Origin of the sequence: Clavibacter sp. VKM Ac-2872 (genome assembly GCF_015351105.1) — a bacterium.
Lineage (GTDB): Bacteria > Actinomycetota > Actinomycetes > Actinomycetales > Microbacteriaceae > Clavibacter.
Genome location: NZ_JADKRR010000001.1, coordinates 1,925,786 through 1,940,937, shown reverse-complemented (window position 1 = coordinate 1,940,937; position 15,152 = coordinate 1,925,786). Strand labels below are relative to the sequence as shown.

The 15,152-nt window shown below is 73.9% G+C and carries 13 protein-coding genes; all 13 read left to right on the top strand.

Annotated elements, in window-relative coordinates:
- Window positions 1-3 precede the first annotated feature (3 nt).
- The 13 genes from carA to ITJ40_RS09065 all read left to right on the top strand — a co-directional run bounded on the left by carA (window position 4) and on the right by ITJ40_RS09065 (window position 15,149).
- Complete coding sequence (gene carA / locus ITJ40_RS09125; protein ID WP_194666707.1) at window positions 4-1,176, top strand: glutamine-hydrolyzing carbamoyl-phosphate synthase small subunit; 1,173 nt, start codon at window positions 4-6, stop codon at window positions 1,174-1,176.
- Complete coding sequence (gene carB, locus ITJ40_RS09120; RefSeq protein WP_194666706.1) at window positions 1,176-4,466, top strand: carbamoyl-phosphate synthase large subunit; 3,291 nt, start codon at window positions 1,176-1,178, stop codon at window positions 4,464-4,466. The genes carA and carB overlap by 1 nt, the downstream gene beginning before the upstream one ends.
- Window positions 4,463-5,356 carry an orotidine-5'-phosphate decarboxylase gene (gene pyrF, locus ITJ40_RS09115; protein WP_194666705.1) on the top strand — a complete coding sequence of 298 codons (894 nt, stop codon included), beginning with the start codon at window positions 4,463-4,465 and terminating at the stop codon, window positions 5,354-5,356. Before carB ends, pyrF begins: the two co-directional genes overlap by 4 nt.
- On the top strand, window positions 5,353-6,261 hold the full coding sequence (gmk, locus tag ITJ40_RS09110) for a guanylate kinase (protein ID WP_194666704.1): 909 nt from the start codon (window positions 5,353-5,355) through the stop codon (window positions 6,259-6,261). Before pyrF ends, gmk begins: the two co-directional genes overlap by 4 nt.
- Before the next feature lie 48 nt (window positions 6,262-6,309).
- Window positions 6,310-6,579 carry a DNA-directed RNA polymerase subunit omega gene (rpoZ, locus tag ITJ40_RS09105; protein ID WP_012038467.1) on the top strand — a complete coding sequence of 90 codons (270 nt, stop codon included), beginning with the start codon at window positions 6,310-6,312 and terminating at the stop codon, window positions 6,577-6,579.
- An 81-nt stretch (window positions 6,580-6,660) separates the two neighbouring features.
- Window positions 6,661-7,875, top strand: coding sequence for a bifunctional phosphopantothenoylcysteine decarboxylase/phosphopantothenate--cysteine ligase CoaBC (gene coaBC / locus ITJ40_RS09100; RefSeq protein ID WP_194666988.1), 1,215 nt, complete (start codon window positions 6,661-6,663; stop codon window positions 7,873-7,875).
- Between the two features lie 38 nt (window positions 7,876-7,913).
- Window positions 7,914-9,125: a methionine adenosyltransferase gene (gene metK / locus ITJ40_RS09095; protein WP_194666703.1), complete on the top strand. Its 1,212-nt coding sequence runs from the start codon at window positions 7,914-7,916 to the stop codon at window positions 9,123-9,125.
- 42 nt (window positions 9,126-9,167) lie between these two features.
- Window positions 9,168-11,213 carry a primosomal protein N' gene (locus ITJ40_RS09090; RefSeq protein WP_194666702.1) on the top strand — a complete coding sequence of 682 codons (2,046 nt, stop codon included), beginning with the start codon at window positions 9,168-9,170 and terminating at the stop codon, window positions 11,211-11,213.
- 103 nt (window positions 11,214-11,316) lie between these two features.
- Entirely contained in the window at window positions 11,317-12,234 is a 918-nt protein-coding gene (gene fmt / locus ITJ40_RS09085) for a methionyl-tRNA formyltransferase (protein ID WP_194666701.1), read from the top strand.
- Window positions 12,231-13,694, top strand: a complete 1,464-nt coding sequence (locus ITJ40_RS09080; protein ID WP_194666700.1) for an RsmB/NOP family class I SAM-dependent RNA methyltransferase — start codon at window positions 12,231-12,233, stop codon at window positions 13,692-13,694. The genes fmt and ITJ40_RS09080 overlap by 4 nt, the downstream gene beginning before the upstream one ends.
- 10 nt (window positions 13,695-13,704) lie before the next feature.
- The gene (gene rpe / locus ITJ40_RS09075) at window positions 13,705-14,373 is read left to right on the top strand and encodes a ribulose-phosphate 3-epimerase (RefSeq protein WP_194666699.1); all 669 of its coding nucleotides are present in this window, start codon (window positions 13,705-13,707) and stop codon (window positions 14,371-14,373) included.
- 34 nt (window positions 14,374-14,407) lie between these two features.
- Window positions 14,408-14,776, top strand: coding sequence for an FKBP-type peptidyl-prolyl cis-trans isomerase (locus ITJ40_RS09070; RefSeq protein ID WP_012038460.1), 369 nt, complete (start codon window positions 14,408-14,410; stop codon window positions 14,774-14,776).
- 109 nt (window positions 14,777-14,885) lie between these two features.
- On the top strand, window positions 14,886-15,149 hold the full coding sequence (locus tag ITJ40_RS09065) for a phosphoribosyl-ATP diphosphatase (protein WP_012038459.1): 264 nt from the start codon (window positions 14,886-14,888) through the stop codon (window positions 15,147-15,149).
- Window positions 15,150-15,152 lie beyond the last annotated feature (3 nt).

Sequence of the window (15,152 nt, the reverse complement as noted above, 5' to 3'; positions counted from 1 at the left end):
GACATGGCCCGACACGAACGAGCTGTCCTGGTGCTCGAGGACGGACGGAGGTACGTCGGACGCGCGTACGGCGCCCGCGGCGTGACCCTCGGCGAGGCCGTCTTCGCGACCGGCATGACCGGCTACCAGGAGACGATCACCGACCCGTCCTACGCGGGCCAGATCGTGCTCCAGACGGCGCCGCACATCGGCAACACCGGCATGAACGACGACGACATGGAGTCCCGCCGCATCTGGGTCGCCGGCTACGTCGTCCGCGACCCCTCCCGCGTGGTCTCCAACTTCCGCGGGCAGCGCACGCTCGAGGACGACCTCGTCGCGCAGGGCGTCGTCGGCATCTCCGGCATCGACACGCGCGCCGTCACGCGCCGGATCCGCGACGAGGGAGCCATGCGCGCCGGCGTCTTCTCTGGCGACGCCCTCGCGCTCGGCGACGACGAGCAGCTCGCGCAGGTGCGCCAGGCACCCGACATGGCCGGCCGCAACCTCTCCGCCGAGGTCTCCACGCAGGAGACCTACACGGTCCCCGCGGTGGGCGAGCGCATCGGATCCGTCGCGGTGCTCGACCTCGGGATCAAGACCGCCACGGTCAAGCACCTCGCGGCCCGCGGCCTCGACGTGCACGTGGTGCCGCAGTCGATCACCACGGAGGAGCTCGCGGAGCTCGCGCCCACGGCCGTCTTCTACTCGAACGGCCCCGGCGACCCCGAGGCCTCGCAGTACCACGTCGAGCTCCTGCAGGACGTGCTCCGCAAGGGCATCCCGTTCTTCGGGATCTGCTTCGGCAACCAGCTCCTCGGCCGCGCCCTCGGATTCGACACCTACAAGCTGCCGTTCGGCCACCGCGGGATCAACCAGCCCGTGCTCGACCGCCGCACGGGCCGCGTCGAGATCACGAGCCAGAACCACGGCTTCGCGGTCTCCGCGCCGCTCGACGGACCCGTCGACAGCCCCGCCGGCTTCGGCCGCGCGGAGGTCAGCCACGTGTCCCTCAACGACCAGGTGGTCGAGGGGCTGAACTGCCTCGACATCCCCGCATTCAGCGTCCAGTACCACCCGGAGGCGGCCGCCGGCCCGCACGACTCGTCGTACCTCTTCGACCGGTTCATCGAGCTGATCCACGACGCCTCGGGCACCGCCCCCGCATCCGCCGCGACCACCCAGGAGACCGTGTAATGCCCAAGCGCGACGACATCAACAGCGTCCTCGTCATCGGCTCCGGGCCGATCGTCATCGGCCAGGCCGCCGAGTTCGACTACTCGGGCACGCAGGCCTGCCGCGTGCTCCGCGAGGAGGGCGTGCGCGTCATCCTCGTGAACTCGAATCCCGCCACGATCATGACCGACCCGGGCTTCGCCGACGCGACGTACATCGAGCCCATCACGAGCGAGGTGCTCGAGAAGATCATCATCAAGGAACGTCCCGACGCGGTGCTCCCGACGCTCGGCGGCCAGACGGCGCTCAACGCGGCCATCCGGCTCGACGAGCTCGGCATCCTCGCCAAGCACGGCGTGGAGCTCATCGGCGCGAAGGTCGAGGCCATCCAGAAGGGCGAGGACCGCCAGCTCTTCAAGGACCTCGTCATCGAGTCCGGCGCCGACGTCGCCCGCTCGCACGTCGCGAAGACGCTCGAGCAGGCCGTCGAGTTCGCCGAGGACCTCGGCTACCCGCTCGTCATCCGCCCCTCCTTCACCATGGGCGGCCTCGGCTCCGGCTTCGCGCACACGCGCCAGGAGCTCGAGCGCATGGTCGCCGACGGCCTGCAGTCGAGCCCCACCACCGAGGTGCTCCTCGAGGAGTCGATCCTCGGCTGGAAGGAGTACGAGCTCGAGCTCATGCGCGACACCGCCGACAACACGGTCGTCGTCTGCTCCATCGAGAACGTCGACCCGGTCGGCGTGCACACGGGCGACTCGATCACCGTGGCGCCGGCCCTCACGCTCACCGACCGCGAGTACCAGCACATGCGCGACATCGGCATCGACATCATCCGCCGCGTGGGCGTCGACACGGGCGGCTGCAACATCCAGTTCGCGGTCGACCCCGCCGACGGCCGCCTCATCGTCATCGAGATGAACCCGCGCGTCTCCCGATCCAGCGCGCTCGCGTCGAAGGCGACGGGCTTCCCCATCGCCAAGATCGCCGCGAAGCTCGCCATCGGCTACCGGCTCGACGAGATCCCGAACGACATCACCAAGGTCACGCCCGCGAGCTTCGAGCCGACGCTCGACTACGTGGTCGTGAAGGTTCCGCGCTTCGCGTTCGAGAAGTTCCCGGCCGCGGACGCCGAGCTCACCACCACCATGAAGTCGGTCGGCGAGGCCATGGCCATCGGCCGCAACTACTCCACGGCGCTGCAGAAGGCGCTGCGCTCGCTCGAGAAGCGCGGATCCTCGTTCCACTGGGGCCCCGAGACGCGCTCCGTCGACGAGCTCCTCGAGGTGAGCCGCACGCCCACCGACGGCCGCATCGTCACGGTGCAGCAGGCGCTGCGCGCGGGGGCGACCGCCGAGCAGGTGTTCGACGCCACGAAGATCGACCCCTGGTTCATCGACCAGATCGTGCTGATCAACGAGGTCGCCGACGCCGTGCGCGACGCCGGCTCGCTCGATGCCGACACGCTCCGCGAGGCCAAGGACCACGGCTTCTCGGACGCGCAGATCGCCGAGATCCGCGGGCTGACCGAGCAGGAGGTGCGCGACGCGCGCCACGCGGCCGGCATCCGCCCCGTGTTCAAGACGGTCGACACGTGCGCGGGCGAGTTCCCGGCGCTCACGCCGTACCACTACTCCAGCTACGACTCCGAGACGGAGATCGTGCCGTCCGACCGCCGCAAGGTGCTCATCCTGGGCTCGGGCCCGAACCGCATCGGCCAGGGCATCGAGTTCGACTACTCGTGCGTGCACGCGTCGTTCGCGCTGGCGGACGCCGGCTTCGAGACCATCATGATCAACTGCAACCCGGAGACGGTCTCGACCGACTACGACACGAGCGACCGCCTCTACTTCGAGCCGCTCACGCTCGAGGACGTGCTCGAGATCGTGCACGTCGAGCAGCAGGCGGGCGAGCTCGTCGGCGTCGTCGTGCAGCTCGGCGGCCAGACCGCGCTCGGGCTCGCCAAGGGCCTCGAGGCCGCGGGCGTCCCGATCCTCGGCACGAGCCCGTCGGCCATCGACCTCGCGGAGGAGCGGGGCCTGTTCTCCGGGATCCTCGACGCCGCGGGTCTCGTCGCGCCGCGCAACGGCACGGCGGTCGCGATCGACGAGGCCGTGGTCGTCGCGGAGGAGATCGGCTACCCCGTGCTCGTCCGCCCCAGCTACGTGCTCGGCGGCCGCGGCATGGAGATCGTGTTCGACACCGCCACGCTGCACGACTACTTCCTGCGCATGGCCGACCAGGGGATCATCGGCGAGGGCAAGCCGCTCCTCATCGACCGGTTCCTCGACGACGCCATCGAGATCGACATCGACGCGATCTACGACGGCACCGAGCTGTACGTGGGCGGCGTCATGGAGCACATCGAGGAGGCCGGGATCCACTCCGGCGACTCGAGCTGCACCCTCCCGCCCGTGACCCTCGGCCGAGGCCAGATCCAGCAGGTCGTCGACGCCACGCGCGCCATCGCCGAGGGCGTGGGCGTGCGCGGCCTCCTCAACGTGCAGTTCGCGATCGGGGCGGGCGTGCTCTACGTCCTCGAGGCGAACCCGCGCGCGAGCCGCACGGTGCCGTTCGTCTCCAAGGCGCTCGGCATCCCGCTCGCGAAGGCCGCGTCGCTCGTCATGGTCGGCACGTCCATCGCCGAGCTGAAGGCCTCAGGCCTCCTTCCCGAGCGCGACGGGTCCGACGTCCCGATGGACTCGCCCGTCGCCGTGAAGGAGGCCGTGCTGCCCTTCAAGCGGTTCCGCACGAAGGACGGCCTCATCGTCGACTCCGTGCTCGGACCGGAGATGCGCTCCACGGGCGAGGTCATGGGCATCGACCGCGACTTCCCGCGCGCGTTCGCCAAGAGCCAGGAGGCGGCGTTCGGCGGCCTCCCGCTCTCCGGCACGGTGTTCGTCTCGGTCGCCGACCGCGACAAGCGCTCCATCGTGCTGCCGGTGCTGCGCCTGCAGCAGCTCGGCTTCGAGGTGCTCGCGACCGAGGGCACGGCCGAGATCCTCAGCCGCAACGGGATCCAGACGCGCGTCGTGCGCAAGTACAGCGAGGCCCCGGCCGCGGGCGACTCGCCGTCGATCGTCGACCTCATCAACCGCGACGAGGTGGACGTCGTGATCAACACGCCGTCGGGCCGCACCGCGCGGGCGGACGGCTACGAGATCCGCGCGGCGGCCGTGGCGGCCGACAAGCCGCTGTTCACGACCATCGCGCAGCTCACGGCCGCGGTCGCGTCGTTCGACGCCATCCGCGCCGGGTTCGACGTGACGAGCCTGCAGGACTACGCGATCGCCCGCGAGGCGCGCAGGTGACGACCGCGGACGGCGGGGCGGCCGCGGCCGCCCCGCCGTTCGGCGCGCGCCTCGCCCGCGCCTTCCGGGAGCGCGGCCACCTCTGCGTCGGCATCGACCCGCACCGGTCGCTGCTCGACGCGTGGGGCCTCGCCGACGACGCGCGCGGCCTCGAGGAGTTCGGGCTGCGCGTGGTCGAGGCGACCGCGGGGCGGGCTGGGATCGTCAAGCCGCAGGTCGCGTTCTTCGAGCGGCACGGATCCGCCGGGTACGCCGCCCTCGAGCGCGTGCTCGCCGCCGCGCGCGACGCCGGCCTCCTCGTGATCGCCGACGCCAAGCGCGGCGACATCGGCTCCACCGTCGACGCGTACGGCGCCGCGTGGCTCGCGCCCGACAGCCCGCTGCGCGCCGACGCCGTCACGCTGACCGCCTACACGGGCGTCGGGTCCCTCGACGGCGTGCGCGCCGCCGCCGACGGCTGGGGCGCGGGCATCTTCGTCCTCGCCGCGACCTCGAACCCCGAGGCGCGCGACCTCCAGCGCGCCGTGCTCCCGGGGGACGGATCCGCGTCCGCCCGCACGGTCGCCCGCGGGATCCAGGACGCCGCGGTCGCCGCGAACGGCCCGATCGACGACCCGTCGGCCGATCCCGGGCCATTCGGCCTGGTCGTCGGCGCGACGGTCGACGCCGCCGACGCGGGGCTCGACCTCGCGCGGCTGACCCGCACGCCGATCCTCGCGCCCGGCTTCGGCCACCAGGGCGCGCTGCTCGGCGATGTCCGGTCGCTGTTCGGACAGGCCTCCGGCGTTGTGATCGCGGCCGCCTCGCGGAGTATCCTCGCGGCAGGGCCACGGCGTGTCGCGGAGGCCGTCACCGACCACGCCGGACGACTCGAAGAGGTGCTGCCATGAGGCCCGAACCACCCGAGGTCGACCGGGTCGCCGCGTCGCAGGCCGCCGTCGCCGCCCGCCGGGCCCGGGCCCAGGTGAAGCACGACATCGTCACGGGGGAGCGCACGCCGCTCGGCGTGCTCGACGCGTCAGCGGATCCCGCCCACCGCGCCGAGAGCACGCTCCGCGTCACCGAGTTCCTCACGAGCATCCCGAACATCGGCCCCACCAAGCTCGAGCGGATCCTCGGCGAGCTCGGCATCTCCGCCGCCAAGCGCCTCGGCGGCCTCGGCGTGCACCAGCGCGTGCGGCTCACGCGCTTCCTCGAGGAGTGGCAGGCCGCGAAGCAGATCGTCGAGCCGAGCCGGCTCGTCGTGCTCGCGGGCCCGACCGCGGTGGGCAAGGGCACCGTCTCCACCTTCATCCGCGAGAACGAGCCCGACGTGCTGCTCTCCGTCTCCGCCACCACGCGCGCGCCGCGTCCCGGCGAGGTCGAGGGCGTCAACTACTACTTCGTGTCCGACGCCGAGTTCGACCGCATGGTCGAGCACGGGGAGCTCCTCGAGTGGGCGACGGTGCACAACGCCCACCGCTACGGCACGCCGCGCGCGCCCATCGACGCCGCCCTGGCCGAAGGACGCAGCGTGCTGCTCGAGATCGACATCCAGGGCGCGCGGCAGGTGAGGGCCGCGATGCCCGAGGCGCGGCTCGTGTTCCTGCTGCCGCCCACCTGGGAGGAGCTCGTGCGCCGCCTTGTCGGCCGCGGCACCGAGGGGCCCGAGGAGCAGCAGCGCCGGCTCGACACCGCGAAGGTCGAGCTGGCCGCCCAGGACGAGTTCGACCACCTCGTCGTCAACCGCGATGTCGCGGAGGCGGCGCGCGAGGTCGTAGACTTGATGAAATCCAGGAAGGCCGTCGGTCCATGACACGGACCCGTGCGGCCTTCTTCCATGCAATGAGGAAGCGGCACATCCATGGTTGACAAGACCCAGGGCATCATCGACCCGCCCATCGACGAGCTCCTCTCGAAGGTCGACTCGAAGTACGCGCTCGTGATCTTCGCCTCCAAGCGGGCCCGCCAGATCAACGACTACTACGCCGACCTGCACGAGGGCAGCCTCTTCGACAACGTCGGACCGCTCGTCGACTCCACCATCGACGACAAGCCCCTCTCGGTCGCCATGCACGAGATCAACGAGGACAAGCTCGTCGCCACGCCCATCGTGGAGCCCGCGGCCTCCTAGCCGCCTGCCCTCCCGGATGCCCCGCGCCCACCGCACGCCGCACACCGCTCCCGCCTCCGGGCACCGGAGCGCCGCCGCGTGATGGTGGTCGTGGGGATCACCGGCGGGATCGCGGCCTACAAGGCCGTAGGCGTGGTCAGGGGCCTCGTGCTCCTCGGCCACGACGTGCACGTCGTGCCGACCGAGGCGGCGCTCCGCTTCGTCGGGAAGCCCACGCTCGAGGCCGTCAGCCGGAACCCCGTCACGAGCGACCTGTACGACGGCGTCTCCGAGGTCCGCCACGTGGCGCTGGGCCAGAAGGCCGACCTCATCGTCGTGGCCCCCGCCACCGCGCACACGCTCGCGACCATGGCCCTCGGCCTGTCGGACGACCTGCTCGGCACCACGATCCTCGCCAGCCGCGCGCCCCTCGTGGTCGCCCCCGCGATGCACACCGAGATGTGGCAGCACCCGGCGACCCAGGCCAACGCGGCCCTCCTGCGCTCCCGCGGCGCCACCCTCGTCGGCCCCACCTCGGGCCGCCTCACCGGCACGGACTCCGGTCCCGGTCGCATGGCCGAGGTGGAGGACGTCATCGCCGCCGCCCTCGCCGCGGTGCGCCCCGGTGGTCGCGACCTCGCGGGACGCCGCATCGTCCTCTCCGCGGGCGGCACGCGCGAGCCGCTGGATCCCGTGCGCTTCCTCGGCAACCGCTCCTCCGGCAGGCAGGGGGTCGCCCTCGCATCCGCCGCGCGCGACCGCGGCGCCGACGTCGTCCTGGTCGCCGCGCACCTCGAGGTGCCCGCCCCGACGGGCGTCCGCGTGGTGCCCGTGTCGACCGCCCTCGAGCTCTCCGACGCCATGGTGCGCGAGGCGGAGGACGCCGACGTCGTGATCATGGCCGCGGCCGTCGCCGACTACCGGCCCGTCGCCGTCTCCGCGGGCAAGATCAAGAAGGAGGAGGCGGGCGACGCCCTCTCCGTCGATCTGGTGCGGAACCCGGACATCCTGCAGCGCCTCGCGGCCGACGCCGCCGTGCCGCGCGCGGACGGCTCGCGCCGCGTCGTCGTCGGCTTCGCGGCGGAGACCGAGGAGGACCCGGAGGAGCTGCTGCGGATCGGCCGCGCGAAGCTCGCCCGGAAGGGCTGCGACCTGCTCGTCCTCAACAGGGTGGGGTGGGCCGAGGGGTTCGCCACAGAGGGCAACACGATCACGGTGCTCGGGATCGCCGGCGATACACTGGCCGAGGCCTCCGGCTCCAAGGAGCAGGTGGCCCATCGAATTCTCGACGTAGTGGGTCAGCCGACTCCGCGATAGCGACCGGCTCTCGCCACGCGATCCCCCTGGAGAGACCCGTGACCGACCTGCGCCTGTTCACCTCCGAGTCCGTCACCGAGGGCCACCCCGACAAGATCTGCGACCAGATCTCGGACAGCATCCTCGACGCGCTCCTCACGCAGGACCCGACCAGCCGCGCGGCCGTCGAGACCCTCGTCACCACCGGGCTCGTGCACGTGGCGGGGGAGGTCACCACCAGCGGGTACGTCGACATCCCGCAGATCGTGCGCGACCGCATCCGGGACATCGGCTACGACTCCTCCGAGGTCGGCTTCGACGGGAGCAACTGCGGGGTCACGGTGTCGATCGGCGCGCAGTCGCCCGACATCGCGCAGGGCGTCGACCGCTCCTACGAGTCCCGCTCGGGATCCGCGTCCACCGACGCGCACGACCTCCAGGGCGCCGGCGACCAGGGCCTCATGTTCGGCTACGCGTCGCGCGACACCCCCGTCTTCCTGCCGCTGCCCATCTACCTCGCGCACCGCCTCGCCGAGCGCCTCGCGGCCGTCCGCCACTCGGGCGAGCTGGCGTACCTCCGCCCCGACGGCAAGACCCAGGTCACCATCGGCTACGACGGGCTCGTGCCCCGCACGGTCGACACCGTCGTGCTCTCCACCCAGCACGGCCCGCAGGTCTCCCAGGAGGACCTCCGCCGCGAGGTCGAGGAGCACGTGATCCGGCCGGTGCTGGCGCAGGCCGCGGAGATCGGCATCGAGCTCGACTCGCGCGACGCGACCCTGCTCATCAACCCCACCGGCAAGTTCGAGATCGGCGGGCCGAAGGGCGACGCCGGGCTCACCGGCCGGAAGATCATCGTCGACACGTACGGCGGCTTCAGCAGGCACGGCGGCGGCGCGTTCAGCGGCAAGGACCCGTCGAAGGTCGACCGCAGCGCCGCGTACGCCATGCGCTGGGTCGCGAAGAACGCGGTCGCCGCGGGCCTCGCCGACCGGCTCGAGGTGCAGGTCGCGTACGCCATCGGCAAGGCGGCGCCCGTGGGCCTCTACGTCGAGACCTTCGGCACGGCGCACGTGCCCGAGGACCGCATCGTGCGCGCCATCCGCGAGACCTTCGACCTGCGTCCCGCCGCCATCGTCGAGCGGCTCGACCTGCTCCGTCCCATCTACGCGCAGACCGCCGCGTACGGGCACTTCGGCCGCGAGCTGCCGGACTTCACCTGGGAGGCGCTCGACCGTGTCGCCGACCTGCAGAGCGCCGCGGGCCTCTGACGCGCGCCGCCGCCCGGATCCCGGCGTGATCGGGAGCGCCAGGTGACCGCGGGGGATCCGTCGACGGCCTCCCCGGCCGCGCCCGCGGGCACCCGCCCGCCCGTCGTGCGGGTCATGGTCGACTCCCCGCTGCCGCAGCTCGACCGCCTGTTCGACTACGCGGTGCCCGAGGCGCTGCGGGAGACGTGCGTGCCCGGCGTGCGCGTGCGCGTGCCGCTGCGGTCCGCGGGCCGGGTGGCCGACGGCTACGTGGTCGAGGTCGGCGACGGCGGCGGATACGACGGCGCGCTCAGCGAGGTGGAGCAGGTCGTGTCGCCGCTGCCGGTGCTGCGCCCGGAGATCTGGACGCTCGCGCGGGAGGTCGCCGACCGGCAGGCCGGGACCGCGTCCGACGTGATCCGGCTCGCCGTGCCGCCGCGGCAGGTGCGGGTCGAGAAGGCGCACCTCGCGGCCCTCGCGGAACCCGCCGCCGACGCCTCTCCCGATGATCCCGCCGAGCCCGCCGCCGCCATCTCCGCGCTCCCGCCGATCGACGGCTACGCGCCGGGCACGCTCGACGCCGCCGTCGACGGATCCGGGCGCGTCGCGGTCGACGCCGTGCCCGAGGTCGTCGAGCTGCCGGGCGGCGTCTGGGCCGGCCGCTGGGCCGTCACGCTCGCGCAGGCCGCGGCCCGCGTCCTCGCGTCCGGCCGCAGCAGCGTCCTCGTGGTGCCCGACTACCGCGACCAGGACCAGCTGGAGGCGGCCCTCGCCGCGCACGCCCCCGCCGGATCCGTGCTGCGCACCGACGCGCGCCAGTCCGGCCCCGACCGCTACCGCTCCTTCCTCGCCGGCCTCGGCGACGCGCCCCGCATCGTCGTCGGCAACCGCTCCGCCGTGTACGCGCCCGCGCCCCGCCTCGGCCTCGTCGCGATGTGGGACGAGGGCGACCCGCTGCACGCCGAGCCGCTCAGCCCCTACGCCCACGCGCGCGACGTCGCCCTCCTCCGCAGCCGCCAGCAGGGCACCGCGCTCGTGCTGCTCGCGCACTCCCGGAGCACGGAGGTCGAGCGCCTCGTCGCCATCGGCTACCTCGCGAGCGTGTCGCCCGCCGCGACCCGCACCCCGCGGGTGATCCCGACCACGTCCCAGACGGGAGACGAGGGCTTCGCCCGGCAGGCCAGGATCCCGTCGGGCGCCTGGCGCGCGGCGAAGGACGCCGTCGAGCACGGGCCGGTCCTCATCCAGGTCGCCAGCCCCGGCTACGCGCCGCTCGTCGCCTGCCGCGCCTGCCGGCAGGCCGCCCGCTGCACCGTCTGCACGGGCCCGCTCGGCATGTCGACCGCCACGAGCACGCCCACGTGCGGCTGGTGCGGGCACCTCGCGGGGGACTGGCGCTGCGTCAACTGCGGATCCGACGAGCTGCGCCTCGTCACCATCGGCGCAGGTCGCACCGCGGAGGAGCTCGGCCGCGCGTTCCCCGGCGTGCAGGTGGTGCTGGCCGACGGCGAGCGCCACGTGCAGGAGGTCGACGCCGAGTCGCGGCTCGTCGTGGCCACGCGCGGGGCCGAGCCCGTCGCAGCGGGCGGCTACCGCGCGATCCTGCTGCTCGACGGCGAGCGGATGCTCGCCCGCGAGAGCCTCCGGGTGGGGGAGGACGTGCTCCGCCAGTGGTCCAACGCCGCCGCCCTCGCCGCGCCCCGCGCGCCCGTGATGCTCGTGGGCGTCGGCGGCCAGGTCGCGCGCGCCCTCGCGACCTGGCAGCAGGCGCGGTACGCCCGCGAGGAGCTGCTCGAGCGCCGGGCCCTGCGCTTCCCGCCGGCCGTGCGCGCCGCGAGCGTCGAAGGGCTCCCGGACGCGGTCGGCCAGGCGGTCGAGCGGCTCGCGGGGATCGAGGGGGTCGACATCCTCGGCCCGGTGCCCACCGAGCAGGGTCGCGTGCGGGCCATCGTCCGCCTCGACTACGCGAGCGGCCCCGACGCGGCGCGGGAGCTGCGCGCCGCCGTCGTGCGCAACGCCTCGAGCCGTCGGAAGCCCGTCGCCGGCCGCACCGGGTTCCGGCCCACGGTCCCGCTCCGTGTACGGTTCGACGACACGGGGCTGTTCTGATCCCCGGCCGCCGCCTGGCCCGCGCACCCGGCCGCGTCGCCCCCGCACCCGCCGCCTCCGCCCGCCCCGCCCACCCGCACGCCGTCCCCGAGAGGAATGCGCAATGAGACTCGTCTTCGCCGGCACGCCCTTCGCGGCCGTGCCCTCGCTCCAGCTGCTCGCGGCGTCCGGCCACGAGGTCGCGCTCGTCGTGACCCGCGCCGACGCGCCGCTCGGGCGCAAGCGCGTGCTCACCCCGTCGCCCGTCGCCGCGGAGGCCGAGCGCCTGGGCATCCCGACGCTCCGGGTCAACCGCCTCGACGACGACGCGACCGCCCGCATCGCCGCGGTGGACGCGGAGCTCGGCGTCATCGTCGCCTACGGCGGCCTCGTGCGCGAGCCGCTGCTCTCGACGCCCGCGCGCGGCTGGATCAACCTGCACTTCTCCCTGCTGCCCCGGTGGCGCGGCGCCGCGCCCGTCCAGCGGTCGATCATGGCGGGCGAGCGCGTCACGGGCGCGAGCGTCTTCCAGCTGGAGCGCGGCATGGACACGGGTCCCGTCTTCGCGATGGAGGAGCGGCCCACGGGCGACCACGAGACGGCCGGTCACGTGCTCGACGCGCTCGCGGTCCAGGGCGCCGACCTCCTCGCGCGCACGGTCGACGCCATCGCGGCGGGCACCGCCGTCGCGCGCCCGCAGGAGGGTGAGCCGACGCTCGCGCCGAAGACCACGATCGAGGACGGCCGCATCGACTGGGCCCTCCCCGCCGACGAGGTGCTCGCGCGGATCCGCGGCGTCACGCCCGAGCCCGGCGCGCACACGTCCGTGGACGACGTGCGCCTCAAGATCCACCTCGCGGCCGCCCTGCGCGACGCCGCGCCGCTCGCGCCCGGCGCGATCGCGGCCGTCGACGGCCGCGTCGCGGTCGGCACCGCCAGCCACCCCGTCGAGCTCATCCAGGTGCAGCCCGCCGGGAAGAGCACCATGCCCGCCGCCGACTGGTGGCGCGGCGTCACGAACAAGGACGTCACCGCACGATGAGCGACAGCACCGGATCCCCCGCCCGCCGACCGGGCCGACGCCGCCCCGCGGGAGGGGGCCGCCCGGACGTCGGCGGCCCCGCCACCGTGAGCCCCGCCCGCCGCGTCGCCTACGAGGTCGTGAGCGCGGTCCGCGAGTCGGACGCGTACGCGAACCTGCTCCTGCCCGTGAAGATCCGCCGCGCGGCCCTCAGCGCGCAGGACGCGGCGCTCGCCACCGAGCTGACCTACGGCACCCTGCGCATGTCCGGCTACTACGACCGCGTCGTCGAGCTGGCCGCCGGTCGCCCCGCCACGGCGATCGACGCGCCGATCCTCGACGTCCTGCGCCTCTCCGTCCACCAGCTGCTGAGCATGCGCGTCGCGACCCACGCGGCCGTGAACGAGGGCGTCGACATGGCGCGGGCGGTCGGATCGCGCTCGGCCACGGGCTTCGTCAACGGCGTCCTCCGCACCATCACCCGCTCGGAGCCCGACGCGTGGCGGCAGCGCGTCCTCGACAGCGCCGCGAGCGACGACGAGCGCCTCGCCCTCGAGCACTCCCACCCGCTCTGGGTGCTGCGCGCCCTCCGTCAGGCGCTCGCCCGCGAGGGCCGCGCCGACGAGCTTGAGGACCTGCTGCGCGCCGACAACGCCGCGCCCGCCGTCAGCCTCGTCGCGCTCCCGGGCCTCGCGACCGTCGCGGAGACGGGCGAGCAGCCCGCCGCGTTCTCGCCCGTCGGCGCCTACCTCGAGGGCGGCGACCCGATGGACGCGCCGGGCGTCGCCGCGGGCCGCGTCCGCGTGCAGGACGAGGGCTCCCAGCTCGCCGCCCTCGCGCTCAGCCGCGCCCGCGACGTCACCCCGGGCGAGCGCTGGCTCGACCTGTGCGCGGGGCCCGGCGGCAAGGCCGCGCTGCTCGCCGCCGAGGCGGGACGCTCCGGCGCGCTGCTCACCGCCAACGAGCTCGTCCCGGCGCGCGCGGGCCTCGTCCGCGACGCCCTCCGCGCCGTCCCCGGCGACACCGAGGTGTGGGAGCTCGACGGCACGACCGTGGGGGAGACCCACCCGGGGGAGTTCGACCGGATCCTGCTCGACGCCCCCTGCAGCGGCCTCGGCGCCCTCCGCCGCCGACCCGAGGCGCGCTGGCGCAAGACCCCGCGCGACGTCGCGGGCCTCGGCGCCCTGCAGGCCGGCCTCATCGACTCCGCGATCGGTGCGCTCGCGCCCGGCGGGATCCTCGCCTACGTCACGTGCTCGCCGCACCTCGCCGAGACCCGCGCCATCGTGCAGGCCGCGCTCCAGCGCCACGCCGACGTGACCGCGCTCGACACCCGCGCCGTGCTGCAGGAGGTGGCCGACGGCGACCTCGAGCTGCCGGCGGCCGACCCGGACGCCGGGTCCCGCGGTTCCAGCGTGCAGCTCTGGCCGCACCGGCACGGCACGGACGCCATGTTCATCGCCCTGCTGACCCGCCGGTAGGGTCGGGAGCATGCCCGTCCGCATCGAACCGAGCATCCTGTCCGCCGACTTCGCGAACCTGGAGCGCGAGATCCAGCGCCTCGCCACCGCCGACCTCGTGCACGTCGACATCATGGACAACCACTTCGTGCCGAACCTCACCTTCGGCCTGCCGATGGTGGAGCGCCTCCAGCAGGTGACCCCGGTGCCGCTCGACATCCACCTGATGATCGACGACGTCGACCGCTGGGCCCCCGGCTACGCGGAGGCGGGCGCCGCGAGCGTCACCTTCCACGCGGAGGCCACGCGCGAGCCCGTCGCGCTCGCCAGGCGCCTCCGGGAGATCGGCGCGCGCGCCGGCATCGCGCTGAAGCCCGGCACCCCCGTCGACGACTACCTCGACCTGCTCCACGAGTTCGACCAGGTGCTCGTGATGACGGTCGAGCCCGGCTTCGGCGGCCAGTCCTTCATGCCCGAGACGATGCCCAAGCTCCGCGCCCTCCGCTCCCGCCTCCGCGAGTCCGGCCACGACGTGTGGCTCCAGGTGGACGGCGGCATCGACGTCGAGACCATCGGCCGCGCGGCCGAGGCCGGCGCCGACACGTTCGTCTCCGGATCCGGCGTCTTCCGCGGCGGCGACCCCGAGGCGGCCATCGCCGAGCTGCGCCGGGCCGCCGAGGCGCACACCCACGCGCACTGACGGAGGGCCCGCGCGGATCTGCTTGACTGGATCCATGACCGACACCACGAAGCCCGAGGTCGAGCCCGTCGACGGCCCGGCCCCCGCAGAGCTCACCATCTCCGACATCACCGTGGGCGACGGCCCCGAGGCCCAGCCCGGCGACACGGTCGACGTGCACTACCTCGGCGTCGACTTCGAGTCCGGCGAGGAGTTCGACTCCTCGTGGAGCCGCGGCCAGTCCGTGCGCTTCCCCCTCCGCAGCCTCATCGCCGGCTGGCAGCAGGGCATCCCCGGCATGAAGGTCGGCGGCCGCCGCCAGCTCGTCGTCCCGCCGGAGCTCGCGTACGGCCCCGCGGGCGGCGGACACCGCCTCTCCGGCCGCACGCTGATCTTCGTGATCGACCTGCAGGGCGTCGGCTAGGGCCTCGTCCGCCGCACCATCGCACCACCACCGGGAGGCCGGGAGCGTCGCGCTCCCGGCCTCCCGTCGTCGTGCCGGGCGCCCGTCGTGCGGCTGTACCCTGGAGCACGTGAAGACCTTCGATGACCTGTTCGGCGAGCTGACCCGGATCGCCGCCGAGCGGCCCGAGGGGTCCGGCACCGTCCGCGAGCTCGACGGCGGCGTGCACGCGATCGGCAAGAAGGTCGTCGAGGAGGCCGCCGAGGTCTGGATGGCGGCCGAGCACGAGTCCGACGACCGCGCGGCCGAGGAGATCTCGCAGCTGCTGTACCACGTGCAGGTCATGATGATCGCGCGCGGCCTCACCCTGGAGGACGTCGGCCGACATCTGTGACGC

Excerpts from the sequence above, each read along its gene's own strand:
- carA (WP_194666707.1), top strand. The coding sequence starts at position 4 with ATGGCCCGACACGAACGAGCTGTCCTGGTGCTCGAGGACGGACGGAGG.
- carB (WP_194666706.1), top strand. The coding sequence starts at position 1,176 with ATGCCCAAGCGCGACGACATCAACAGCGTCCTCGTCATCGGCTCCGGG.
- gmk (WP_194666704.1), top strand. The coding sequence starts at position 5,353 with ATGAGGCCCGAACCACCCGAGGTCGACCGGGTCGCCGCGTCGCAGGCC.
- rpoZ (WP_012038467.1), top strand. The coding sequence starts at position 6,310 with ATGGTTGACAAGACCCAGGGCATCATCGACCCGCCCATCGACGAGCTC.
- coaBC (WP_194666988.1), top strand. The coding sequence starts at position 6,661 with ATGGTGGTCGTGGGGATCACCGGCGGGATCGCGGCCTACAAGGCCGTA.
- fmt (WP_194666701.1), top strand. The coding sequence starts at position 11,317 with ATGAGACTCGTCTTCGCCGGCACGCCCTTCGCGGCCGTGCCCTCGCTC.
- ITJ40_RS09080 (WP_194666700.1), top strand. The coding sequence starts at position 12,231 with ATGAGCGACAGCACCGGATCCCCCGCCCGCCGACCGGGCCGACGCCGC.
- rpe (WP_194666699.1), top strand. The coding sequence starts at position 13,705 with ATGCCCGTCCGCATCGAACCGAGCATCCTGTCCGCCGACTTCGCGAAC.
- ITJ40_RS09070 (WP_012038460.1), top strand. The coding sequence starts at position 14,408 with ATGACCGACACCACGAAGCCCGAGGTCGAGCCCGTCGACGGCCCGGCC.